General features: G+C 58.6%; 28 protein-coding genes and 1 tRNA gene. 14 read left to right on the top strand and 15 right to left on the bottom strand.

Annotated elements, in window-relative coordinates; all coding sequences use genetic code 11:
- Nucleotides 1-7: 7 nt before the first annotated feature.
- The 13 genes from ACQY7R_RS12000 to ACQY7R_RS11940 all read right to left on the bottom strand — a co-directional run bounded on the left by ACQY7R_RS12000 (nt 8) and on the right by ACQY7R_RS11940 (nt 8,547).
- Complete coding sequence (locus tag ACQY7R_RS12000) at nt 8-460, bottom strand: hypothetical protein (protein ID WP_428305838.1); 453 nt, start codon at nt 458-460, stop codon at nt 8-10.
- A 38-nt stretch (nt 461-498) separates the two neighbouring features.
- Complete coding sequence (locus ACQY7R_RS11995; RefSeq protein ID WP_428305837.1) at nt 499-744, bottom strand: hypothetical protein; 246 nt, start codon at nt 742-744, stop codon at nt 499-501.
- The gene (locus ACQY7R_RS11990) at nt 737-1,183 is read right to left on the bottom strand and encodes a hypothetical protein (protein ID WP_428305836.1); all 447 of its coding nucleotides are present in this window, start codon (nt 1,181-1,183) and stop codon (nt 737-739) included. Before ACQY7R_RS11990 ends, ACQY7R_RS11995 begins: the two co-directional genes overlap by 8 nt.
- Before the next feature lie 136 nt (nt 1,184-1,319).
- The gene (locus tag ACQY7R_RS11985; RefSeq protein WP_428305835.1) at nt 1,320-1,526 is read right to left on the bottom strand and encodes a hypothetical protein; all 207 of its coding nucleotides are present in this window, start codon (nt 1,524-1,526) and stop codon (nt 1,320-1,322) included.
- Between the two features lie 147 nt (nt 1,527-1,673).
- On the bottom strand, nt 1,674-2,102 hold the full coding sequence (locus ACQY7R_RS11980; protein WP_428305834.1) for a hypothetical protein: 429 nt from the start codon (nt 2,100-2,102) through the stop codon (nt 1,674-1,676).
- Nucleotides 2,092-3,399, bottom strand: a complete 1,308-nt coding sequence (locus ACQY7R_RS11975) for a DnaB-like helicase C-terminal domain-containing protein (RefSeq protein WP_428305833.1) — start codon at nt 3,397-3,399, stop codon at nt 2,092-2,094. The genes ACQY7R_RS11980 and ACQY7R_RS11975 overlap by 11 nt, the downstream gene beginning before the upstream one ends.
- A complete protein-coding gene (locus ACQY7R_RS11970; protein ID WP_428305832.1) occupies nt 3,396-4,214 on the bottom strand; it encodes a hypothetical protein in 819 nt (272 codons plus the stop codon). Before ACQY7R_RS11970 ends, ACQY7R_RS11975 begins: the two co-directional genes overlap by 4 nt.
- A gap of 53 nt (nt 4,215-4,267) precedes the next feature.
- Complete coding sequence (locus tag ACQY7R_RS11965) at nt 4,268-4,519, bottom strand: hypothetical protein (RefSeq protein WP_428305831.1); 252 nt, start codon at nt 4,517-4,519, stop codon at nt 4,268-4,270.
- 73 nt (nt 4,520-4,592) lie between these two features.
- Complete coding sequence (locus ACQY7R_RS11960; RefSeq protein WP_428305830.1) at nt 4,593-4,802, bottom strand: hypothetical protein; 210 nt, start codon at nt 4,800-4,802, stop codon at nt 4,593-4,595.
- Nucleotides 4,803-4,976: 174 nt separating this feature from the next.
- Entirely contained in the window at nt 4,977-5,432 is a 456-nt protein-coding gene (locus tag ACQY7R_RS11955) for a hypothetical protein (protein WP_428305829.1), read from the bottom strand.
- A 106-nt stretch (nt 5,433-5,538) separates the two neighbouring features.
- The gene (locus ACQY7R_RS11950) at nt 5,539-5,775 is read right to left on the bottom strand and encodes a hypothetical protein (RefSeq protein WP_428305828.1); all 237 of its coding nucleotides are present in this window, start codon (nt 5,773-5,775) and stop codon (nt 5,539-5,541) included.
- A 368-nt stretch (nt 5,776-6,143) separates the two neighbouring features.
- Nucleotides 6,144-6,959 carry a hypothetical protein gene (locus tag ACQY7R_RS11945; RefSeq protein ID WP_428305827.1) on the bottom strand — a complete coding sequence of 272 codons (816 nt, stop codon included), beginning with the start codon at nt 6,957-6,959 and terminating at the stop codon, nt 6,144-6,146.
- Nucleotides 6,960-7,239: 280 nt separating this feature from the next.
- Nucleotides 7,240-8,547 (bottom strand): MFS transporter, encoded by a 1,308-nt coding sequence (locus ACQY7R_RS11940; protein ID WP_428308893.1) that lies wholly within the window; start codon nt 8,545-8,547, stop codon nt 7,240-7,242.
- 301 nt (nt 8,548-8,848) lie between these two features.
- On the opposite strand from ACQY7R_RS11940, the gene ACQY7R_RS11935 reads away from it, so the two are divergent.
- The 4 genes from ACQY7R_RS11935 to ACQY7R_RS11920 all read left to right on the top strand — a co-directional run bounded on the left by ACQY7R_RS11935 (nt 8,849) and on the right by ACQY7R_RS11920 (nt 12,612).
- Entirely contained in the window at nt 8,849-9,577 is a 729-nt protein-coding gene (locus tag ACQY7R_RS11935) for a hypothetical protein (protein WP_428305826.1), read from the top strand.
- Nucleotides 9,578-9,620: 43 nt separating this feature from the next.
- A complete protein-coding gene (locus ACQY7R_RS11930; protein ID WP_428305825.1) occupies nt 9,621-10,520 on the top strand; it encodes an aminotransferase class IV in 900 nt (299 codons plus the stop codon).
- Nucleotides 10,521-10,707: 187 nt separating this feature from the next.
- On the top strand, nt 10,708-11,982 hold the full coding sequence (locus ACQY7R_RS11925; RefSeq protein WP_428305824.1) for a peptide-N-glycosidase F-related protein: 1,275 nt from the start codon (nt 10,708-10,710) through the stop codon (nt 11,980-11,982).
- Nucleotides 11,983-12,063: 81 nt separating this feature from the next.
- The gene (locus ACQY7R_RS11920; RefSeq protein ID WP_428305823.1) at nt 12,064-12,612 is read left to right on the top strand and encodes a DUF1572 family protein; all 549 of its coding nucleotides are present in this window, start codon (nt 12,064-12,066) and stop codon (nt 12,610-12,612) included.
- 110 nt (nt 12,613-12,722) lie between these two features.
- Here ACQY7R_RS11920 and ACQY7R_RS11915 read toward each other — a convergent pair whose 3' ends face one another.
- Entirely contained in the window at nt 12,723-14,000 is a 1,278-nt protein-coding gene (locus ACQY7R_RS11915; RefSeq protein ID WP_428305822.1) for a c-type cytochrome domain-containing protein, read from the bottom strand.
- A gap of 269 nt (nt 14,001-14,269) precedes the next feature.
- Between ACQY7R_RS11915 and ACQY7R_RS11910 the strand changes: the two genes are divergently transcribed.
- Nucleotides 14,270-14,343, top strand: a tRNA-Pro gene (locus ACQY7R_RS11910).
- A gap of 187 nt (nt 14,344-14,530) precedes the next feature.
- Entirely contained in the window at nt 14,531-15,580 is a 1,050-nt protein-coding gene (locus ACQY7R_RS11905; RefSeq protein WP_428305821.1) for a tyrosine-type recombinase/integrase, read from the top strand.
- On the opposite strand, the gene ACQY7R_RS11900 is transcribed toward ACQY7R_RS11905, so the two are convergent.
- Nucleotides 15,534-15,689, bottom strand: coding sequence for a helix-turn-helix domain-containing protein (locus ACQY7R_RS11900; protein WP_428308892.1), 156 nt, complete (start codon nt 15,687-15,689; stop codon nt 15,534-15,536). The genes ACQY7R_RS11905 and ACQY7R_RS11900 overlap by 47 nt on opposite strands.
- 1,320 nt (nt 15,690-17,009) lie before the next feature.
- Between ACQY7R_RS11900 and ACQY7R_RS11895 the strand changes: the two genes are divergently transcribed.
- The 8 genes from ACQY7R_RS11895 to ACQY7R_RS11860 all read left to right on the top strand — a co-directional run bounded on the left by ACQY7R_RS11895 (nt 17,010) and on the right by ACQY7R_RS11860 (nt 22,456).
- Entirely contained in the window at nt 17,010-17,648 is a 639-nt protein-coding gene (locus ACQY7R_RS11895; RefSeq protein WP_428305820.1) for a recombinase family protein, read from the top strand.
- A 1,231-nt stretch (nt 17,649-18,879) separates the two neighbouring features.
- Nucleotides 18,880-19,716 (top strand): hypothetical protein, encoded by an 837-nt coding sequence (locus tag ACQY7R_RS11890; RefSeq protein WP_428305819.1) that lies wholly within the window; start codon nt 18,880-18,882, stop codon nt 19,714-19,716.
- Nucleotides 19,713-20,153: a hypothetical protein gene (locus ACQY7R_RS11885; protein WP_428305818.1), complete on the top strand. Its 441-nt coding sequence runs from the start codon at nt 19,713-19,715 to the stop codon at nt 20,151-20,153. The genes ACQY7R_RS11890 and ACQY7R_RS11885 overlap by 4 nt, the downstream gene beginning before the upstream one ends.
- Nucleotides 20,154-20,181: 28 nt before the next feature.
- On the top strand, nt 20,182-20,580 hold the full coding sequence (locus tag ACQY7R_RS11880) for a hypothetical protein (RefSeq protein ID WP_428305817.1): 399 nt from the start codon (nt 20,182-20,184) through the stop codon (nt 20,578-20,580).
- Nucleotides 20,573-21,619 carry a hypothetical protein gene (locus ACQY7R_RS11875; RefSeq protein WP_428305816.1) on the top strand — a complete coding sequence of 349 codons (1,047 nt, stop codon included), beginning with the start codon at nt 20,573-20,575 and terminating at the stop codon, nt 21,617-21,619. Before ACQY7R_RS11880 ends, ACQY7R_RS11875 begins: the two co-directional genes overlap by 8 nt.
- A 76-nt stretch (nt 21,620-21,695) precedes the next feature.
- The gene (locus ACQY7R_RS11870; RefSeq protein WP_428305815.1) at nt 21,696-21,851 is read left to right on the top strand and encodes a hypothetical protein; all 156 of its coding nucleotides are present in this window, start codon (nt 21,696-21,698) and stop codon (nt 21,849-21,851) included.
- A 135-nt stretch (nt 21,852-21,986) separates the two neighbouring features.
- Nucleotides 21,987-22,214: a hypothetical protein gene (locus ACQY7R_RS11865; RefSeq protein ID WP_428305814.1), complete on the top strand. Its 228-nt coding sequence runs from the start codon at nt 21,987-21,989 to the stop codon at nt 22,212-22,214.
- A gap of 2 nt (nt 22,215-22,216) precedes the next feature.
- Complete coding sequence (locus tag ACQY7R_RS11860) at nt 22,217-22,456, top strand: hypothetical protein (protein WP_428305813.1); 240 nt, start codon at nt 22,217-22,219, stop codon at nt 22,454-22,456.
- Nucleotides 22,457-22,465: the final 9 nt, after the last annotated feature.

The raw sequence follows: 22,465 nt of genomic DNA, 5'->3' as shown, positions 1-22,465 counted from the left end.
AATGCGATTACACCGACAGGCTCGGGCGACTGACACGCTGCATTTCGCTAACGTCGTGATCAAAGTCCCCCAGCGACTTGCCGAGGACTTCCAGGAGATCAGCGGCGTACTCAAAGTTGGCGTCTTGCCCATCGGCGACGGCACACACGAGTTCGGTGTATCGAGCCTCAAGTCGCTGACGGGCATCGGCCATCTCTTGAGTATGTTGCTCCCGTCTTTCAAGCTCTTCCGCCGTCTCTTCCGCCCGCTGTTCGATCTCCATCCAATCGCTAGTGGCTCGGCGCTTTCCCGGACTTGAAACATCGGCGCGAACGCTCGAGCCGATCGTCACATTCGCTTCGACGCACCAGTTGCCGGAGGCATCGGCTTTGGTCGTCGCGATAACCTCGCCCTGTCGATCGACGACGTTCACTTCGGCGTTGCCGCGGCACGTGCCAAAGATGTTCTGAAGTTGGTTCATGGTTTCCTCGGAATTGAGTTGCGTGTGACCGAATTATCTCAAGTGCGATTCGATTCGTCGAAGGAGCTCTGTACGTTGTTAAGTACAGACTCGGAAGTTTTCCTGCGGCGCGCGACGTACTGCTGCGGCACGAAGATCTTGTTGTTCGCAGGCTTGGCGCGGCAGCGATCGCAGCAGAGATACTTCACTCGAAGCGAGCCAACGTCGCGACCGGCGTAGACGATGAGCCGTCCACCGTTGCATTCCGGGCACGGGTCGCCGCTGATAGTGGGGCGATCAGCCATCAGTCGGCGCCTCCGGAATGCTCTTGGGTCCTCCCGGACCGTCGCCAGCCAACGTGCCTACCGGAAGAGGTGCACTCTCCAGTAATGTTGCCCTCTCAACACTCAACAGTTCACGAGCGACCCGTTCGCCCTCCGGCGTTAGTCGCAGGTGCGTCGTGTACTTATCGCTCCAGGCTCGTGCGCACCGCATGACGAATCCTCGGTCCTGCAACTGTGCGTAGCAGCGGCTCACCATGGTGGCGAGCGAGGGGTTCATCGGCTCGCCCAGCCACTTCGACGGGTCGGTGGCCACGATGTTCGCCTTCGCGTTCTCGATCGCCTCACGCTCGCGGCAGAGAGCCCAGTTACCATGCTCGTAGCGCGGAACCAGGGACGAGAAGTGGTCCAGGTCTTTTACGATGCCGATCAAGACGGCCTGCTGTCGCTTTGAGAGTGTCATGGGGTGTTGAGTGTTGAGTGTTGAGTGTTCCGGATTTTGTATTATGGTGGCTCTTCCGGTAGGCAGGAGGTCCAAGAGAGCCCGCCAAGGACCCAAATTTTTTTCTCATGGTTTTTGCTGCAAAATTGAACAAATCTCAAAATGAGACTGTTCTGTCGTTTTGGCGGTCGCGGGCTGCCACCTGCTCCAACTCGCTTGCGACGTTAACGGGCACGGCCGTCACGCACCGCAGCCCGAACGATCGCAGCAGCCGCTTGAGGACCAGCCGCAGACGCCGCGTGCCGTCCGGGTCGTCCGCTTGGTGGTTGGCTTCGATCAGCAAATTGAATCGTGGTTTGGTCATCGTGGGGTCTTCGTTTCTGTGGGCTGACGACACCCGAAGTGGCGTCATGCCCTTCTGTCTTCTGATATAAGTCACCTACGGGTGACCAGTGAAATGCTCTGTAGGTGACCAGTGCTGGTAACCTAGGGGTGTCCAGTGCTTGGTCACCTACGGGTGACCAGTGGGGTGAACTCGGTAGACGGACGAACCGCGGTTGATTGCGCCGATCTTCACCCTCGTCAGCAGTCGCTTCTCAATGAGCGACGCAATGGCCTTGAGGGTGTGTTGCTTGCTTGATCCTGTCGCCGCGGCGATTGCCTCGGCGCTCGCTTGGGCCGTTCCGACCCGTGAGTCCACGTAGCGGAACAGCGTCAACCATGTCGTGACTTCGATCCGAGTGAGCTTTGCCATCGTGGTGTCGACGAACGCGTTCAACTCTCCAAACCTCCCCGCCACTAGCGGATTCTTCTTCCATTTGGCGGTGCGCTTCGGCGCCGCCTCGACCGTCGGCGGCATCGTGCCCGGCAACACCCCGCCGTTTCTCATCTGCTCGTAAAGCCGTTGCGCCTCAGGCGACAACGTTCCGTTACTGCTCATCCGCAAACTCCGCGTAGAAGTTTGGCGCCGGGCTAACGAACCGTTGGTACGGCCCCTCGAACTCAAGCTCGATGTCCTCGATTGGCCCGCTACGATTCTTCAGGGCTACCAGCGTCGCCGCTCTCGAGGCGCGGTCGCGAACAAGGGCGTAGACGGCGTCGGACGAATACTCGACTTCTGAGCTTTCCCTGAAAGATGCCAGGCTCACGCTGTCTTTCGTCCAGTCGCCGCCGCCCGACGGTCGGTTGAGGGCGCTGATCGCCACGACGGCGACGTTGTCGCTGGCGATGAGTCGCAGGGCGTCCATCGTCCGGTTGATTTGTGCACGCAGGTCGAGCTTCTCGCCCTCGGCGCCAATCCGCTGCAAGTAGTCGCAGAGCAGCATGTCGGGTGAAAACTCCTGCACTTGCGTCAGCATGCGGCTGATCGTGAACGGGCCGGTAGCGAACCGTGTACGACGCAGGACCGGCCGCAACGCCTCGCAGGCGGCTTCCAGGCCTGCAAGCTGGTTATCGTGGAACGTGCGTCGCTGAATCGCCGTGCAGTCGACGCCAGCCACACGAGCGAGTTGACGCTCGATAATCATCCCGGGCGGCATTTCGACGTTGAGGCAGAAGAACTTCAAGTCAGCTTGGTGCGGCATCCGCATCGCGTCGAACACGCCTTGGAGCATCGCCGCCGTTTTGCCGGAACCGGCTTGGCCGCCCACGGTGATCACGGCGCCGCGCCGTATCGGGACTCGCGACAAGTTGCACGACGACCAGCCGAAGTCGATCGAGGCGGCGACGTCGCGGTTGACGATTGATGCGAACGTCTCGTCGAGGATGGTCTCGCCGGTCACTTCGTTACATTCCAGGCTGCGGCTGTAGGAGTCGAGCTCCGCCTGCAGGTCCATCAGTCCGGCGCGAGGGTCGACGCCGTTACGGAAGTGGCCAGCGGCTTCGTCGGCAATCTGCGCCAACCGCCGTTTGTGGGCCAACCTTTCGATCGTGTGGGCGTACTCGGCGGCGTTTGTCGGCAGAGGACCTGGCCTCGCGACTTCGGTCAAATACTCAGTCAGGTCGATGTTGCTGAATGCACTGCGAATTCGCAGGCGAGGAAGGAGCAGCACGACGTCGGCGGTCGCTCCGCTCCGGTGGATCGTGAAGATCTCGTCCAGCGTCGCGCGGTTGGCTGGGTCCCATGCGAAGTGCGGTCGAAAACTTTTTGGGAGCCGCGAGATTGATTCGGGCCAAGCTAGGAGCGTCTGGATCAACCCACGCTCGGCTTCCATGTCAGCGACGGGGGCGTCGGTCACAGCTCGCCCCCCATGTTCGAAATCAAAGTCGCCAACGTGTCTCGTTCAGCGTTCTCGACCTCCCGCATCCTGTAGTATGAATCGAAGTCGATGTGCCGCCGAATGCAGTCGTCGCAGATTTGGCAAAGCGTTTCCGGGTCGATGGCGTCTACCTCGACGCTCTCGCCTTCGAACCCCTTGCTCCGCGAATCGGTTTTCTTGGTGGGCCGCGTCGGGAGACTGAGTTCGGCGATCTGCGCTTCGGTTACGCCAACCCGTTCGAAGTGCAGGTCGGCGTCCGGCGCCATCTCGCGGATCTGCTTCTCGACGCACCTGTCAATGTCGACGCCGGAAGGATCGCGATCACCGAAGTAGTACAAAAACGCCGGCTTGCCCTGCGCTGCGATCGCTTCCGCCGCCTCGTGCAAGTAGCTGATGCTGGGGTAACCCCGCGTCACCATCAGCGGAACGTCCCACTTCCTCGTTACCTCCCACAGCACGCCGGCGAGGGCGTCTTTCTCCAACCAGATTTCAACGTAGGCGGGCTGCTCGTCCCAGATGGCACGACGGTAGGTGCGCTGCGTGTTCTCCAGCATTTGCTCCAGACCCGAGAACGTCGTCGGCTTCCTTTGCCACCGAGTGTTGTCGCTGAGCTTGTGGTATGGGATCGTGCCGTCGCGCCGCATGTCGGCCAGCAGCCGGCAAACGGTGCCCTTGTACTCCTGCTCCGTTTTGTCGACGACGCCGCGGCCCACTGCCTGATAAAAACACTGGCGAACCGTCAAGCTGGTGTACTCGTCGACGATCTCTTCCAGGGCATCGCGGATCGCCGCCATGTCCGACTTCGATCTTCGCGGACGCCTTGTAGGACTTGCCCCATAAGTTGCGTTCATGCTGCCACCGCCTGCGACATGACGCTGCTGATCGCCGGTACAAACTCGTCGGCAAGATGGTAGGCGACGCCGAAGTATTCGTGGGCACGACCTTCGAAGGATTCGACGTCGATCAGGTCGGCGGCCTCGCAAGGGAGAAGTTTGCTACCCGCGCCGACAGCGAGGACGGCGTAGAGTTGCTGCTGCTCCAGCATCAGTCCCGTAATTCGGACGGGCGTGTAGTCGACGTCGGGGAAGTCGCGTAACATGGGGATGTCTCCAGAATTTGGCCGCGCTCCCCGCTGAGATTTGCCGTCATGGCGGGGGCCGGCCTTTTTTTGGTTAGGCCGGGACGGCAGACGCTTTGATGACGCGAATCAACTCACGCCCATCAATCCAGGTCTTGCGACCGCAGCGATGGGTGACGAGTCCGTGTTTGCGTCTGGCCGCTCTAATGGCAGCCGTGCCCCAGCCGAGCGGCTTGAGGGCGGCGAGGTCATACATCTGACCTTCGACGATGACGTTGCCCGTGGCGACAGCACTGTTGGGCATTGCAAAAGCTCCGTAGCTTGGAGTTTGAATCTGACTCGCAACGGCTGCGAATCACTCAGCTACGGGCATTAAAACAACGCAGAATCGCCTGAAAAAGCCGTCGATTTCAGATTGGTTCGCAACCGTTCGCGACAGTTCGCAACCGTTCGCGAAATCGTCAAAAAAAGTTGGCGGCTAGCCCTGGTTTCTCGTCTGAAACAGGGTTTTGTCCACGACAAACTTCTTGCCGCATCGCTCGAACTGATAACCGGAGTCCTTGAGCCACTTTGACGGGTTGGTGTGCTCTACGCCGTGGGCGACGGCTATCTCTCCAGCAGTCATCGGCGAGGAACGCTTGTCCGATGCAATGGTCCCGTCTGGCACTTCATTACCGACCAGCCGCCGCCGTACTTCGCCTACCAAGTCACGAGCAGGGGCCGCCCCGCTGGCGTTGACTTCGATATCCCGGCCCATCATGCCGAGCATGAACATCGTCAGCCAGATATCGTCCCACTCCTTGCCATCCATCGCAGTCCACAAGCGAGGGTCGGCCCAGATCTCTGTGAGCTCAGTCGGCGGGTCGGTCGCCCGCGCCAATTCGCCGATTTGCTGGATCATCTCCCGCAACTCGGTCCTGGCATCATCTGCCATTGAGAAGTTCTCCATTGTTCCAGCCTGCCCACTCGCGGCCGGCGAATGGAGACGCCTTGCCGCGAGCGAGCAACGGGGTTAATTAGGCCCCTGGCTGGTGTGCTAATTACTCGTCACGCGTTAATTCCCAACCTGACTCCGTCGAAGCTACCGTCTTATTGGCGCCGGTGAACCGATTGACTTGGAGCAGTATTTCGTGGGTTTCCTCCCGCGCAGTACCGTTTGCCTCTGAGACCCAAGTCTTCTGCAGCGTCTTGTACGTGTACGGCGTCGGCCACACGAACACGAACAACAGCAGCAAAGCGACGCCAAACCACGACCGGTGACCGAACCGACGAAACATTGCAAACCCTCAGACTGCCAGCTGGCTATTCGAGTGGGTACATTCGAAAACATGTACCCAGTTTTGATGTCCAGCACCTAATTATGGGTCTGTTCATCGGTTCAGGCAACTATCACGAATCCCCGGTTCGGAGCGTGTTCGCATGGTGTCGGAATCCTGAGTAAGGATTGCAAATCCGACATCGTGAGTTCGACTCTCACCGGCGCCTCTCATAAAAAAAGGAGTTACGTCCAACGGACGTAACTCCTTTTTTCGTTTTTGCGTCGTTGGTGGGTTTACGACCTTCAACGTCGCGCGGCGCATGCTAGCAGCCCCGGGCTCCGCCCGGGGGTAGGCGACCATTCCGGTAGACGTCGTCCTGCGTGGTGCTACCCCCGGGTGGAGCCCGGGGCTAAAGAAGCGCTGCGACGTACTGCACGGCGGCAGTAGGCTGCCCAAGCTCCGCATGCAGCGAGGCAGAGCCACCAGGCTTGCGGCTCGGGGACGGCCACGGCGGCACATGGGAGCGGGGCTGTGCCGGACGGGCTCGAGACTCGGAACAAGAGTTTCACGCTGTTGTTCGCGAACGTTCGCGTGCCGAATGCCGGAGGATTGGGGATGATAAAATGGACCGGCACTTGCGTCGGCATCGTCCACTCGAAGATGAACTTGCTGCCGGTCTGCGGCGTCGGTTCTACGAAGTTGCTGGCCACCTCGCTGCGAAGTTCCGCCCCCCACAGATCGTTGTTCGACGGGTTGACGTACAAGAACGACGGTGGCTGGGTTTCCAGGGCGAGATTGCCAGACGAGTCGAACCAGTCGGCCCGTCGGCCGGGGTTGGCCACGTCGATCGACACCGATTGTTCGGGGCGAGCGTTCTGCAAAGACAAGCCATAGTAGAAGACGGCGAATACGTCGTCTGGCGGGGCGATGCGTTGGAAAAACTGCCCGTCTGCGAAGTCGACGGCGACGCGAAGCGTGTCTCCGCCGGCGAGCGTCACCGCCGGCAAGGGAATCTCGAGCGACGTCAATACGTGCGGGGGCGATTCCATTTCGACTTCGGGATGCACGACGCTTACTAAGTTGAGCGCGGCGGTGACCTGTAGGTCGATGGTGACGCCGTTAGAAGGCTGCGCTCCTCCAACTATCCAGGCGAGCGCGAGCAACGAGATCGCCAGTTTCATCGCACGCAATTGATCCGTCATCGAGGCGTTCCTATTCCTGATGGATTAACGCAGGGAGCGAGCCGAGCTTCCGCGAGGCTCGCAAACTGGCGGAAAGGCGGCGCTATTGCCGCTAAGATTCCCCAATTAGATTGTTAGGAGCGCGCCGTGTCCATCGCACCGCGTCTTTAGCTTCAGGAGCTTGCTCCGCTGCGTTCGCAGGACGAAAAAAGCCGCTGGTCCCTCTCTCGGGAAAACCAGCGGCTTTTGAGCGATTCAGGTGCTACCGTCGATCTTGCTGCGCCAGCGGGGCGGAAACTGCTTACGCCGTTTCTTCCGTGTCGATCGGCTTCGTAGTGTCGCGATCATGGAACGCCGCGAGGAAGATGACCAGGATGACGGCGGCCATTCCCGCGGGGAGCAGCCAGAATTCTCGCCACTGGAGCATCGTTTCGCGAAGTAAATCGGCGTCGACCCCTTTGCGATCGGCGACCGAGAACATCTGCGTCAGCGATTCGATGAACGTCGTTTTCGATTCTGGCGTAATCGCTTTGATCGCGTTGACAAGTTCCTCGTACTTAGGAACTGCTTGCGTAAATTTTGCTCCGGCAATCCAAAAGCCGAAGAACATGCCGATCCCTTGGGTGAAGAACACAAGCATGCTTTGGGCTTGGCCGCGGATTTCTTTCGGGGCCTTGCTGTCGGTGTACATGAAACCGGTGACGAAGAAGAAGTCGTAGCAGACGCCGTGGAGTAGGACGGCGCCCAGAATCATCCAAATCACTTGATCAGACGCACCGAATGCGAAGAGCAAGTAACGAACGACCCACGCGGCCATGCCGACGACAATCATCCACTTCACGCCCAGGCGACGGAAGAAGAAGGGAACAAGTAGCATGAAAACGATTTCACTCATTTGCCCCAGCGTCATCGTCGAGGCTGGTTCTTTGAAGCCAATCTGACTGAGATAGTTCGCGGTGTTGCCGTAGTAGTAGGCGAGCGGAATGCAGATCAGCGTCGAGCAGAGGATGAACACGAAGAACGGCACGTTCGTGAGCATCTTGAAGGCGTCGAGCATGAGCAGCGAGCGAATATCCATTGGCTTGCCCTTCGCCGGCGCGGGGGTATGCGGCAGCGTGAAGCAGTAGACGCCCAAGATGACGGAGCAGATGGAGGCGAGCTTGAAGATGTTGAAGCTAGACGACCACCCCAGATAGCCGACGGTGAGGCCCGCGACGATCCACCCGATGGTTCCCCACACGCGAATCTTGGGGAACTGCGATTGATCGGCGACGTTGGAGAAGACGATCGTGTTGCCGAGGCCTAGCGTCGGCATGTAGCAGAGCATGTGCCCGCGCAAGATCCATACGAGTGCATCGCCATTTTTCGCGGCGGCGTATTCCGGCGCCATCCAAAGGATGCCGCCGCCAATCACCATGAGCGCGCCCATCACGATCTGAGAAGCGAAAAAGCGATCAGCGATGAGGCCCAGGAAGAGGGGCGCCACGATGGCCGCAATCGGGGCGCTTCCATAGGCCCCGCCTCCGAAGTCTTTCAGGCCGTTCTCCCCTAAGCACTGACCGAGCGTGACGAACCACGCCCCCCAGGTGAAGAACTGGAGGAACATCATGATCGATAAACGAGTGGCGACCAAAGCAACATCCTCTTATGCGGGATGGAGGAGCGAGGCGGCTGCCGCGCTGGCATTTGCGCAAATCCTTTGCGCGCAGATTGCCGGCGCTGCTAGCTAATGGGTAAAAGTGTAATTTGCCCGCCCCGGCGATGTAAGTCGGGGCGAGGGGAGAAATGGCGAATGGCGGAGCCCGAATGACGAATGGTCGGATCTCGCCGTCGCTCGACTTGCCGGTTGAGTTTCGCTAGTCGTCAATGTCTGCCGCTTTTCGTTGCGCAAATTGGTTTGGGGTGAACGCATGTCGCTTCGTTTGGCCATGTGGTCGGGACCGCGGAACATTTCCACGGCGATGATGCGCTCCTGGGGGAGCCGGGCCGACGCCGTGGTGTGCGACGAACCGCTTTACGCCCACTACCTCACGAGGACGGCCGACCGACGGCATCCTGGCTACGACGAAACGCTTGCCAACCATGACGCGGAACTCTTGAGCGTCATCCGCTGGCTCACCGGGCCCATTCCGCAGGAGCGGCCGATTTTCTACCAGAAGCAGATGGCCCACCACCTGCTGCCTGAGGTGGAGTTGGAGTGGATCGACGGGCTCACCAGCGCCTTTCTGATTCGCGATCCGCGCGAGATGCTCACGTCGCTTTTGGAGTTTCTGCCCGATCCCCGCGTCGAAGACACTGGCCTGCCGCAGCAGGCGGCGCTGTTCGAGCGCGTGCGGCAGCGCACGGGGCTGACGCCGCCGGTGCTCGACGCGGCCGACGTGTTGCGGAACCCGCGGCGGATGCTCGCACTGCTCTGCGACGCGGTCGACGTGCCGTTTCGCGAGGAAATGCTCAAGTGGGCGCCGGGGCCGCGCGACACCGACGGCGCTTGGGCGCCATTCTGGTACGCGAAGGTGTACGAGACAACGACATTCGCGCCATACAAGTCGAAGGGCGTCGACGTGCCGGAGCGACTGGCGGGCGTCTTGGCCGAGTGCGAGCGGCTTTATCAGCAACTTTACACGCATCGACTGCGTTGAGTTTTTGGAGTTTCGAGAGCTAACTGTTTTTCAGGATCGCGCCATGCTGCAGAAGTACGACGAACGCAACCGCAACTTGCAAGTGAACGTCAACGGCCGACTGGTTCATCGCGACGAGGCGGGGATCAGTCCGTTTGATTCCGCAGTGCAAGGAGGCGACGCCGTCTGGGAAGGGCTGCGGCTCTACAACGGGCGGATCTTCAAGCTGCGCGCGCATCTCGATCGACTCGTTCACTCGGCCCAGGCGCTGGCGTTCGCGCAGATTCCGTCGCACGAGGAAATCATCGCGGAGATTCGCCGCACGCTCGCCGCGAACCAGATGCAGGACGGCGTGCACATTCGTCTGACGCTGACGCGAGGCGTGAAAATTACCAGCGGGATGGATGTCCGGCTGAACCAAGCTGGGCCGACGCTCATTGTGCTCGCTGAGTTCAAGCTGCCAGTCTACGACCAGTCGGGGATTCGGCTGATCACGTCGGGCTATCGCCGGCCGGGGCCCGATGTGCTCGATCCGAAGATTCACCACAACAATTTGCTGAACTCGATTCTCGCGAAGATCCAGGCGAACGCCGCCGGCGCCGACGATGCGTTGATGCTTGATGGCCGCGGCTTCATCGCCGAGACGAATGCAACGCACATTTTCTTCGTCGCGGATGGAGTCGTGCAGACGCCGACGACCGCGGCCTGCCCCGAAGGGATTACACGGTCGGTGGTGCTGCAATTGTGCGCTGAGCACGGCATCACGTATCGCGCGGGCGATTTCAGCCTAGCGGAACTCTACCGGGCGGACGAAGCCTTCTGCACCGGCACGATGGGCGAGCTGACGCCGGTTCTCGAAGTCGATGGCCGCGCGATTGGCCGATCGAACGAGCGGCCGGTGCTCGCGAAATTGCAGCAGTTGTTCCGCGAACTGACGGCGACGACGGGCGAAGTCGTCGTCTGAGGAACGCCAAGCCAGCTGTCGAGCCTAGCCCGGGGCTGCAATCGATGCCGCTAGCGTTGCTTGAACGAGCGCGAATGGCAACCGATCGCAAAGCCAATTGAGCCACAACGACGTGATGCAACGTCGAGCGATGCCAGCTAAAATGCAGCCTCGGAACAGGCATCTCTTCAGCAGGCAGAGGCGGCACATGAGACTTCACAGGAAGACTCGCGCGAAGCTCTTCGCGCTGATCGCGGCAGCTATCGGATCGACATGGTCGGCAACGGCTGACGCGGCGCAGACGACGATCGACATTTTCAAAAACGCCGGCATCCAATTCGGCGGCAACGCCAGTTGGAACGCGCAACCAGGCGTGTCGATTCTCGATAACGGCCGGATCATCGAACGGACAATTACGCTCCCGGAACTCGGTCCGTTCTCGCGCGTCACGACGAATCTGAAACTCACCGCAGGAAGCGACGCCTGGGACCGCGCGGGCAACATTTATGTCTCCACTGCCGCGGGAGATGTGGAACTGCACAAGTTCATTACGGCGTTTGGCGGCACGACGACTCACCAGCAAGACATCACCGCGCTGATTCCCACCTTGCGGAACGGACAACTCAAAATCAGAGCCTTCGTCGATACTTGGGTGCAGGCCGCACGTACCCTCGACTTCAGTTTGACCATAACGGATGAAACGGCGAATCGCGCTCCTATATGGGGCCGGCCGCTGATGAACGACCAAGACTGGCGGGCGGGGGAGTATCCCAACGGGCGGAATTCGATGAGCTTCATCGGCGTGCCGAATTCAGTTGGCAAAGTGATTCTTAACTACCTTCCCTCGGGCCACGCGAGCGACGGCAACGGCGGCGATGAGTTCACGCAGCGGACCCACCGCATCTTCATCGACGGCACTCAAGTCTGGCAGGGCATCCCGTGGCGGACTGACGGGCGTAACTTCCGCAGCGTGAATCCGACCTCGGGCCGCTGGGGCGACGTCTGGTCATCGGACCTCGATCGCGCCGGTTGGATTCCTGGCGACGACGTCGATCCGATTCAGGTCGACGTTACCCAGTACCTGACCCCTGGAAAGCGGCATACCGTCGAGTATCAGATCGACGGCATTCGTCCCGGCGATAATAGCGGCTATGGTTACTGGCGTGCGTCGAGTTACGTGACCGCCTATGCGGCGAGCGCGGGGCCGGCCGATTTCGACTACAACGGCGTCGTCGACGGGGCGGACTTCCTGATCTGGCAGCGCAACAGCGGGCTCAGCGGCCAAGTGAACAACGGCGCCGGCGATGCCAACGGCGATGGTTTCGTCAACGGGCGAGATCTCGTCTCGTGGCGAACGGCGTTTGGAACGCGGTTTGGAAGCGCGGTTCCGGCGAGCGTGCCGGAGCCTGCAGGATGCGGAGCCATGCTGTTTGCGTTGACGACGCTGGCAGGCTCGCGCCGCGGGCGCTCGTCGCAGGCTTGATTGCTCTCGATTGGCGCGTCGTGAAACACGCGTTGAACAACGCTGAGCCGTTGTGCAACGCCGAGCATCGTCGAGGTCGAAATGGATTCATCCGCCGTCGCGTTGCATTGGTTGGAAGCAACGCAGCTATCGTTTCAATACCACAAGTCGCTGGCCGACCGGGCCATCGTGCAAGTGAGCGACGAGGCGCTCCACCGCACGCTCGACGCCGAGACAAACTCGATCGCTCTGATTGTGCAGCACCTGTCGGGGAATCTCGCGTCGCGCTGGACCGACTTCCTAACGAGCGACGGCGAAAAGCCGTGGCGGAACCGCGACCGAGAGTTTGTCGATGCGAACGTCGGACGCGCAGAACTGCTTGCCGGGTGGGACGCGGCTTGGAACCAACTGTTCACGACGTTGGCGGCGCTCTCGCCGACCGATTTGGAGCGAACAGTCGCTGTTCGAGGCGAGCCCCACTCCGTGCCGCTGGCGATTCAGCGGTCGCTGGCGCATGCCTCGTACCATGTGGGGCAAATTGTGATCCTAGCGCGGCACTGGGCGGGCGAGCAGTGGACGACGCTCACCATCCCCCGCGGGGGATCGGCGGCATATAACGCGCAGTCGTGGGGAGGTGTGCGTCCCTCTTAGCCCCGGGCTCCGCCCGGGGGTAGCACAACGCGCGACGTAGCCTACTAGAGTGGTAGCCGACCCCCGGGCGGAGCCCGGGGCTAGTCAATACAGGCGCCGAGCCGTGGCGACTACTTGGCTGCGGCTTGTTCCGCGGGCTTCGCTTCGGCCGCAGGCGCGGCTTCCGCAGCCGGCGCTGGAGCGGCCGCTTCTGCTGCCGGCGGCGTCGCCTCGGCGACCGGCGGCGCTTCGAGCGCCTTCAGTTGGTCGTCGACTTCTTTCAGCTTCGCTTCGGCCGCCGTCTTCTCGGCGTTGGCTGCTTCAAGCGTCTTCTGGGCTTCGGTCGCCTTGGCGGTCGATTCCTCGACCGACTTCTTGGCGGTTTCGAGTTCCTTCGTCAGACGCGCCTTGACGACGCCGGGGTGATCCCAGCCGAGGTTCACTTCGAGGCCGGGCGCGGCCGTCTGCATCGCCATCGCGGGATCGTAGCCAACCTTTGTTTGCCACAGGTACAGCTTCCGCAGCCGCTTGGCGGCCTTCAGGTGCTCGAGCCCCGCGTCGGTAACGCCGGTGGCGTAGAGGTTGAGGTACTCAACCCGCGGCAATGCCGCGATCGCGGCGAGGCTCGCGTCGTCGACGCTAGACTTTTCGAGATGGAGGCGATTGAGGTTCTTCAGCGCCGCCACTTGTCCCCAGCCGGCGCCGGTCGCTTGGGCGCCGCTCAGGTCGAGCCACACCACTTGGTCGGCAACGCCTGCGAGGGAGGCGAGGGCCGCGTCGCCTGCAGGGGAATCGGAACGGGCAAAGCTAACTTGCAGCAGCGGACTCTCGCCGTAGAGCGGCATTACGCTGCCGCCGGCTTGCTTCACCTTCTCGATCGCCTCAGCCGGCGCGGCCGTCACCTTGGCAAGTTCCGCTTCGTCAGCAGCCTTCAGCGCCGCCTCCGCCGCCTTGGCTTCCTCGGCCGCCTTCTGCTTCGCGGCTTCGTCAGCAGCCATCGGGGCGTCCGCAGGAGCGGGGGCTGGCGTCGCCGCGGCGGCCACGGCCAGGACGGCGCCTTGCTCGATCCACTTCTTGATCAGCGCGACCTCGGCTTCGGGGAGCGGATCGGGGCCCTTGGGCATCCGCTTCTTGTCGTCGGCCGGCAGGACGAGCCGTTGATACAGTTCGCTTTCATCCGGCTTGCCGGCGACGAGCAGATGGTCCTTCTCGCCAAAGGCGTTGATCTGGTCGGCCGAGTCAAGCCGCAGCTTCGCGGCTGCCTTCTTCTCCCCATGACAGCCGGCGCACTTGGCGACCAGAATCGGCTGAATCTGCGTGGCGAAGTCGATCTTGTCGTCGCCGCGGGCGGCGGGGAGTGACAGGAGGCCAAGCAGGAAGCAAACGCGCAAGCGAACGGGGCGACGCATGATGGACGGCTCCGGGGCGAATCGAAGGCGAGTGAACGGCCGGTGCGAGGCAGTTATCTAAAAGTTACCTCGGAAAAGAGGCCGCTTGAGGCATGGACCGATTGTAATCGCCCCGCGACGGCGAAAACACCCGCCGGCAGCCCTCCATTGCCGGCAAACCGGGCCGCTGATAAACTAGCCGGACTACACGCCGCCCGGCATTCCGTGCTGGGCCGTCCTTCGCTAGCTGGATCTGCGAGCCGGCCGGTCGAGGGATTTCTAGAAAAGTTCGGGCCGTAGCGCAGGCTGGTAGCGCGTTTGACTGGGGGTCAAAAGGTCGCAGGTTCGAATCCTGTCGGCCCGACTTGATGGGGGAATCACGGGACACCGTGATTCCCCTATTTTTATAGGCTCAAACGCACTTGAGACGTGTTTCAACACGTCGCCAAAAGCGGACCGGAACGTAGCCTAATACCCCCAGTGCAGTAAATCCGACAGTAAATAATCGGGGTCGCCTCCAATGACCTATGTTTCCACTGGAGGTTACTGCTATGGGAAGACGACGAAAAGGGCCTTGGCGGCGGGGCGGAAAAGGGCCGTGGTACACGACCATCGGGCGTGAAAATGTCCGGGTAGCCGATCCCGACGCTTCATACGATTCGGCGTTCCAGAAGTACGTCGAGATACTGTCAGAGCGGGGGGACGTTCCCGCCGAGCAACTGACCGTTAAGAACCTGTTCCGGCGGTTCCTGGAGTGGACGGAAGCTAACCGTTCCGAGGGAACCCATGCGTTCTACAAACGCTATCTGGAATCCTTCCAGGTTCACGTTGGCGGTAAGCGGGTTACTTCCCTCCACCCCAGAGACGTAGAGCGGTGGATTGAACTCAAATTCTCCCATTGTTCGTCGACCACGAAAAGCGACCTAATGAAGGCCGTGGCCCGTGCGATCCACTGGGGTATGCAGAAACGGTATATCAAAGGGAACCCATTGCTGGGGATGGATAAGCCAGCCCGCAAGCCCCGCGAACTGGTGCTGACGCCAGAGCAGTTCAAACAGGTAATGTCTCACGTTACCGATCAGGAGTTCCGGGACTACCTGAACTTCCTGTGGCTGACCGGCTGTCGGGCAATGGAAATCAGGATCATCGAACGTCGTCACGTTGATGGCGGAACGATTACCCTCCCTGCCTCTGAGGCCAAGGGCAAGAAGCACGTTCGGGTCATCTACTTGAACGACGCTGGTAAGAAGATCATCAACCGGCTGATTAAAGTGAACCCGAATGGCCCACTGTTCCGCAATCTGGGGGGCATCCCCTGGAATGCCAACAGTGTCCGTTGTCGCTTCCGGTTACTCAAAGACAAGTGTGAGATACCGGCACTGTGTGCGACGACACTACGGCACAGTTGGGCGACCAATGCCCTCAAGAGCGGAATGGACTCGACTACCGCCAGTATCCTGATGGGGCATCAAGACCCCGCCACCCTGATTAGGAACTACCAGCATCTAACCAAGGATCAGCAGTACCTAAAAGACGCTGTGAAGTCGCTGCCGATTATCTTGCCTGGAGTTGGCGATACTCCGCTAACTGGTCAGGCGTGATAGTGATTCGGGTTCCGATGCGGTTGTGCGATAGATCGCCTTCCGCACAGAGTTTATAGACAGTCTCTTTCGACACCCCTAGTAGGCCAGCAGCCTGAGCAACGCTCATCGCTGCCCCGTCTACTGGGGGTGTTGGCGTTTCCAGGGCAGCTAGGCAGCGACGTAGTTGATTGGCCGCTGTTAGCGGAGTTTTCCCTAGCTCCGAATCGGGCAGGCTCAGAGCGAAGTCATGCAGCCCTAGTAAGTATGCGTAGGCTTTCGCAGTGGCCACTACGTCGGCATACGCCGGCGTAGGCGGCTCGCCGATATGCGGTTCGATCTCTTGAATTTGAGCGTTGAGCCAGCGTTTGAATTCTGTAGGCGTCATGCCCAAGTCTACTACTCGCAGTCCCTCACACCCCCGATTCATTGGCACGATTTACCCTCCCACCGGGGTGTAGGGTTCTGGGTTCTAAAACCGCATCGGTCTGAGTTCATACGGCACGGGGGCGGCTATTATCCGTCACAATCCTCATCACCCCTACAATCACCCTCCCACCCCTTCCTGTCTGCGAACAACCCCACCATCCGGTAAATACGATACATCTATCACTTTTCCACCACGGGACGTTTGACCCATTGATTCCGATCTAACAACACCCAAACAGGGCCGATTCACGGGCGTTGTAGTTTTTCTAAAAATCGGGCGGGCCATTGATTCACACAACCACAAAAACAACAAACCAATAACCACACACTCACCTGATTCACCATCTACCTACACCACGAATCACAACTGACCCACAAACCCAACAATTCCACACCCCCATTAAGGCCCTATGGCCTCTCAGGAATCAGGGACTCAGGAACAGTCACCATTACCCCATGCCTCAGGCTGTCACTGAGGCAGTAAGTGCCATAGCCCATATATCGACTAACAATGAACCGCCAAGGTCTCGACCTTGGCAGGAACCACCTAACCATCGGACTCTACAGAACATGACACGGTTGATACTGTGGCAGGTCAGTGATGTTGCCGGCTAACTCCTGGACTGACTCAGTCACCTACTGACTTAGTATCGGTAGAGAATTTGATTCGGTGGTTTCCGTCCGATGCTCCCACTGCCTCATCTCTTCCCATGACAGTGATGAGGGCCGTTGATACATAGGGCCTGTGTGCGTCCGTGTGATTGAGTAATGATTCCGGGTCATTCTGCCTCAGTCACTACTGAGGCACGCGGCACAGAGCGTTGTGGGGACTCTGTGGGGACAATACGGTGGCAAAGCGTAGAAATGGACTAAGTGCAAAATTGGAATCACCGCAGCCGGTAGCTGCGAAGTCGCCCATGCCGTAGACCCCCCACCCCTATTTCGTAGTTTCTTATCCATTACAAGTTGAATCGAACATTTCATCATGTAAAATTGAGGTATCACCCTTGGAGATACCGCCGTGAAGATCATCGCTTACTATCGAGTGTCGACCCGCAAACAGGAAGCAAGTGGCCTTGGACTTGAAGGCCAACAGTTCGCTGTCGCTAACTTCGCTAAGGCCAACGGCGGTGAGATAGTGGCGACGTTCACGGAAATCGAATCAGGAAAAGTGTCAAGCCGGCCAGAGATTGCGAAGGCCATCACCGAAGCTAAGCGGCTTGGGGCTCGACTGGTTATCGCCAAATTGGATCGACTCGCCCGAAACGTCCATTTCGTCTCAGGACTCATGGAATCTGGAGTGGAGTTCACTGCCTGCGACTCGCCCCATGCGTCACGGCTCACTTTGCACGTCTTGGCCAGCGTTGCCGAGAATGAGGCCCGATCCATCAGCGACCGCACTAAGGCCGCTCTGGCTGCCCTCAAGGCCCGTGGCGTGCGTCTTGGGAGCCCTGTGGCCGCAGCGACCGCTCCTGAGGCCGCTAAGGCCAATGCCAGGAAGGCGGCTGCCTTCGCCGAGACTATCCGGCCCCTTGCCCAGAGGAAGCGGGAGGCGGGGAAGTCACTCCAGGAGATTGCCGACTACCTCACAGGCCGGGGGCTCCGCACTCGGCGGGGTGGAGCATGGTCGGCCACGGCGGTTATGCGGCTGCTGGCCTAGGGGCGGGCCTTTCGGGACCGTAAAGGCCGAGACTCGCAAACGGCGTGAATTTTCCGAAAAAGTCGTGGAAAACGCGGAAATAAGGGGAGTCTGGGGTTCGTAACTCCTAACAGGGCGGTTCCCCAATGGTTGCCCTCAGAGCCCCAGGAGCCCGCCTCAGGGCCTTCCGAGCGGGATACGGCCTCTGAGAGGCCGGAATCGCTGTGGCCCTTCCTGATAGACGCAGGTGTTTAGTGTACACCTGTACAGATTTGACCTTTTTAGAGCGTGCGGGAAATAAGATCAAACAGCAAAAACGGACATGCGTGAAACGGGGGCTTTTTGCTAATAGGACTCCAATGGTCCTGTTTCAAAAGTTTGACCATCTGTGAATCTGAGTGCTCTTTTTAAGAACTTTTCGAGCCCGATCACACACCCACAAGGTGGCTTATACGCGGCGATGGCTCAAAATCGCTTAAAACCTGGACAGATTTTTGACCATATCCCCGCCTCTTTGACCATTTGGAAAATAAGGTCAAACCCCGAATCTGCGAAATCGCCCCGTTTGAGTGAGGTTCCTGACTGGGAGTTTGATGATATTTTGACGATCTGAGCGATTTTTTGACAATCTGTTCAACAGAGATTTCAGCAGGACAACAGCAGAATACTGCCTATTTCATAGACTATAAGTAACTAATTACTTATTAAAAATAAGAAAAAGAGAGTGTGAATAATAAAGAATGTTAAGGGGTATTGGCGTTTTCACAAGTCGGTTATTCCCAGAGCAATTTCCTTCAATGCTCCGGCCAGTGTGGCCTGATCCAAATGGTCAAACTCAATCTGTAACATTTTGGACGCCGGTCGTGCCGCCTGTAGCGGTTATGACGATTTTCAAAGACAGATATCCCCCCAAATCCGCCCTAAGTCGTTTGACTTTCGGGGTTTATGAGATATACTTAACCATAGCCGGAGAATATATTCCTGATTTCCTGAAAAGGAACCCAGGATGCGAGTCTCTGGGCACTTTAACCCTATAGAGGGTTAAACGTCGACCGTCGGTAAGGTCGCTAAAGAAAACCGCCGACCCAGGAAGGGTCTGGATCGAACCGCAGCCGCAAGGCTGCCCCGCCACTCGGCAATGATTGCTGAGTCAGCTTGGAATGCGGGAACGTAGCGATGCTATGTTCCCAGATTCCTATTCTTTGGTTCATGGCTTCGCTTGGTTTCCCATTCCAAGCTGCGGAGCGTTCTCGTGAACCAAGACAATCAGAGGGCGGCAGGTTATATCACCGACCGACTGGCGTTGCCCAGAGGGCTCGCCGCCCTGTTCGCCTCACTCATCCCCAAGGATTGCACCGACCCAGTTGCATTCCTGTCGTCTGCCGTTGTTCCGAACCCGAAACATGCGGACTTGCTGCCTTGGATCGGCAACCCAGACCAATTGATTCTACGAGCGGCAGTCATCGCCGTTCGCGTGGTGGAGAATATTGGCGGCCCGTTCCGTCTGTCCGCTGACTGGCGGGAGGAAGTAATAGCTACCGCTCTGGCGTCACTCGTCCGGTGCGTGAACACAATCCGTCATGACCATCCTAATATCGCCGCTTGTCTGTATGACTCAATTGACCACGACGTTCGGCTGCGAATCAACCGTCTTAGGTCCGAGTTCGAGGTTCCGGCGTATCGTAAGACTCCCCGTATCTACGCGGAGCCACACGAACGGCACACTGTGGCGTCAATCTACGCGGCATTCTACGGGGCCGTGCGTGGTGACCTACAGCGGGCGATTCTTGAACTCCGCTGGAAGTATGACGGCGGCGTGAGACTCGGCCTCTCAGCGTACTGTGAGGATATCGCCCGCGAACTCGGCATTCCGGTTCCCGCAGTGGTCGAGGAACTCGAACTACTTCAACGCCGGTTCCTGAAACAAGTCAACGAAATGCGTCGGTCCCGGAACAACAGAGAATACCCGGCCCTTAAGGCGGTTCCGATCCACCGTATCTACAGACCGCATCCGTCGATGCGGCCCTATGAAGTTATCCACGAACCAATCCCGTTGGTCGAGTTTGAAGAACAGGAGGTAGCAGCATGATCCAAAACAAGGAAGAACTCATCGCCCAGGCCTTGAATATTCTCAAGAGCGAAAAGGGCTCAACGATCAATTCGATTGCCCACCGCATTGTAAAGCCAGACGGCCAGCCCGTGCCGGCGATGACGCTCTACCGCTGGCTTGCAGGTAAGGATAAGCCGAAAACGCCGCAACGGAAATCAAACATCGATATCGATATTTGCATTTCAAAAGGACTCACTGACGCGGCTACGGCAGAAGTCACTGGCTACAGCGTTCGGACTGTTCAGAAATACGCTTCACCTGAGGCAAAGACAGCCCGCCGGCAGGTTAGAGCCCGCCACAAAGCGTTCGTTCTGAGACTGTCCAGGAACGGCATGACCGCCCCGCAGATCAGGAACGAAATTGACCTGCCTATCACAACAATTCGCAACTGGATTCATCAGGCCAAGTCGGCCTAACTTTTCATCACTTATCTGGAGTACAGCAATGACGAGAGAACAAAAGGTTGAGGAAGCAAAACGACTCAGAGCCACGGGGCTGACATATCACGCCATCGGCGGGACGTTCGGCGTGACCACAACAACAGCCCGTCGCTGGTGCAACCCTGAGTTAATGGAACGTGACCGCGAGCTAACCCGCCAATACTTCCGCAACCCAATCAATAAGGAACGCCAGCGAGAGCGTCAGCGTAAGTACCAGCAGACAGCGGAGTGCAAAGAGTACCAGCGGCAATATTTTCAGGCCAACAAAGAGAGAATCTACAAGTACCGTGCCAGTCGCGTAGACCCTGAAATTATTGCACGCCGCGAACAACGCCAAAAGGTATGGCAACGAGTCTACGCTGAATGGATGGCGTCCAAGCAACGGGAGGCCCGCGATGCCTAAGAAACAAATCGCTATCGGGTGGTCACGTTGCAAGAACGAACCGGAGAAATGGGTTCCGTTTTATGACAAAGAGAACCCCCTAGCTGAGACTCACCCTTGGCCATTCCGGGTCACGGACGATGTTTGGGATTTGGTGACCTACGAAAACTATGTCTTCAAAGGGAAGCAATCGCACGGCGTGATGGATCACGGAAGGTTCTGCGAATTGTGTGGCCATACAGGATTGGTTGACCAATTTGAAATCGAACCCCTGGAAGAGAACGACACCCCAGGAATCAACCGGACGTTACTGGTTGGAAGCTGCTGTATCCGTTGGATGGATGGCACAGAGATTCGGGCGTTGGTCCGGCAATACACTCGGGATCGTCGAAACCATGCCTTATCACAGCTAGCGGAGAATGAGCAGCGTTCCTATCGGTATGAAGATCGGAACGGCTTCTCACCGCGTCAGATGGTCAAGCTATTCGACTTATTTCGTTCTCGGAAAATCGAATTCGAGCCCTACGACTTCGCCGTCATGCTCAACAGTAATGATGACAAGGTGGAGCTACTACTTGACCTAACTGAGTCTGACGCGGAAGCACTTCCGCTGACGGTCAAGCAACGTGCAAGGCTGTGGCTGTGGCGTGATAACCCGCCGTGGTGCGTTAATGACGAAACAAGGCGGCGGGAGTTGATAGAAACGGAAAAACGTCGCTGCATAGAGCGGGGCATGTATATAGGTGGTAAGCGGCCTGTATCCCAAACCGAACAGCAGTTGATTGCCGCAAGAGCAGAACCTGGATTGGTGTGGCTCCGGCAGCTTGCCGACCATGTCGACGTAAGGGATTCGATTTCACGTTACCGGACTCGCGGTGAGTTCTCACCAAAAGAAATGCTGTTCATAGCCAACGAATTCCGGAAGGCGGGTATCAGATACCGCCCCGTGGACTTCAACGTCTCATTGTTCATGGGGCAGATAGTCGCGATGGAGTCTTGGCAGCGGCGGAAGCTATCGAAGTTTCTCAAGCCTGAGCAGCGACGGAAATTAGTGTCGTAAACATCTTAGGAGGGGCCGGGGCGGGTGTTTGTTCTCCGCCTGTCCCGGTCTCTCCATCTTTTCTACAGGAACAACTATGACAGAAAATCTTCTCACCTTGGACGACATGGCAGACCTACTCGGCATTTCGCAAGAGGAAGTCTTGATTGCGTGGGCCGATGGCGACATTCCCCCACCGATTGAAAATGACGGCCAAGTTTATTGGGCATCGTCTGATTTCGACAACGAATAAACGAGAGTATCGAGCCCCTAAGCGGCCCGAATAACCTCGCTCCAGTCCTAACGGACTATCTGCCGCCCTCTGCGGCTACTGCTGAACCTCTTATCTCTTCACGCCCCGCCACTTTTCTCCCAGGGAGCGATATGGATGCGACTCACCATAAATCAGCTTGCTCACCGTCTAGGCATTACAGCCGACGACGCCCGGCGGCTTGCTTGTTACGGCAAGATCGAACCGCCAAGTAAGGATGACGACGGCACAAATCGACACGATGCCGACTCTCCGAAACTCAAAGAATTACTTTCACTCACCCCCGCCGAACTCACGGCTCGGGGAATTATCAACACTTCTCTTCTATTCAAAAAGGAAAACTAACAATGTTTCTCACTACAGTATCTGCCGGCAACGGCAAACGCGGCATTAAGAACATGGTAAGCGGTGAAATCGTCGCGACCTATGACACCGGTAATCTGTTGAGTCGGCAAACTGCCGAAGCGGCTGCCAAGGCCGCATGGGGCACGATGATTACAAATCTCGTTGGTGCCGGCCATATCGTCGCTGGCCGCGAATATCCGCTGCCCACTTTGCAAAAGGCGTATGCCGCCTACATCGACTAAGGAACGCCA

The organism is Lacipirellula sp. (genome assembly GCF_965279485.1).
GTDB lineage: Bacteria > Planctomycetota > Planctomycetia > Pirellulales > Lacipirellulaceae > Lacipirellula.
Note: the sequence above shows the minus strand (reverse complement) of the source record. Positions and strands in the feature narration are given on the sequence as shown.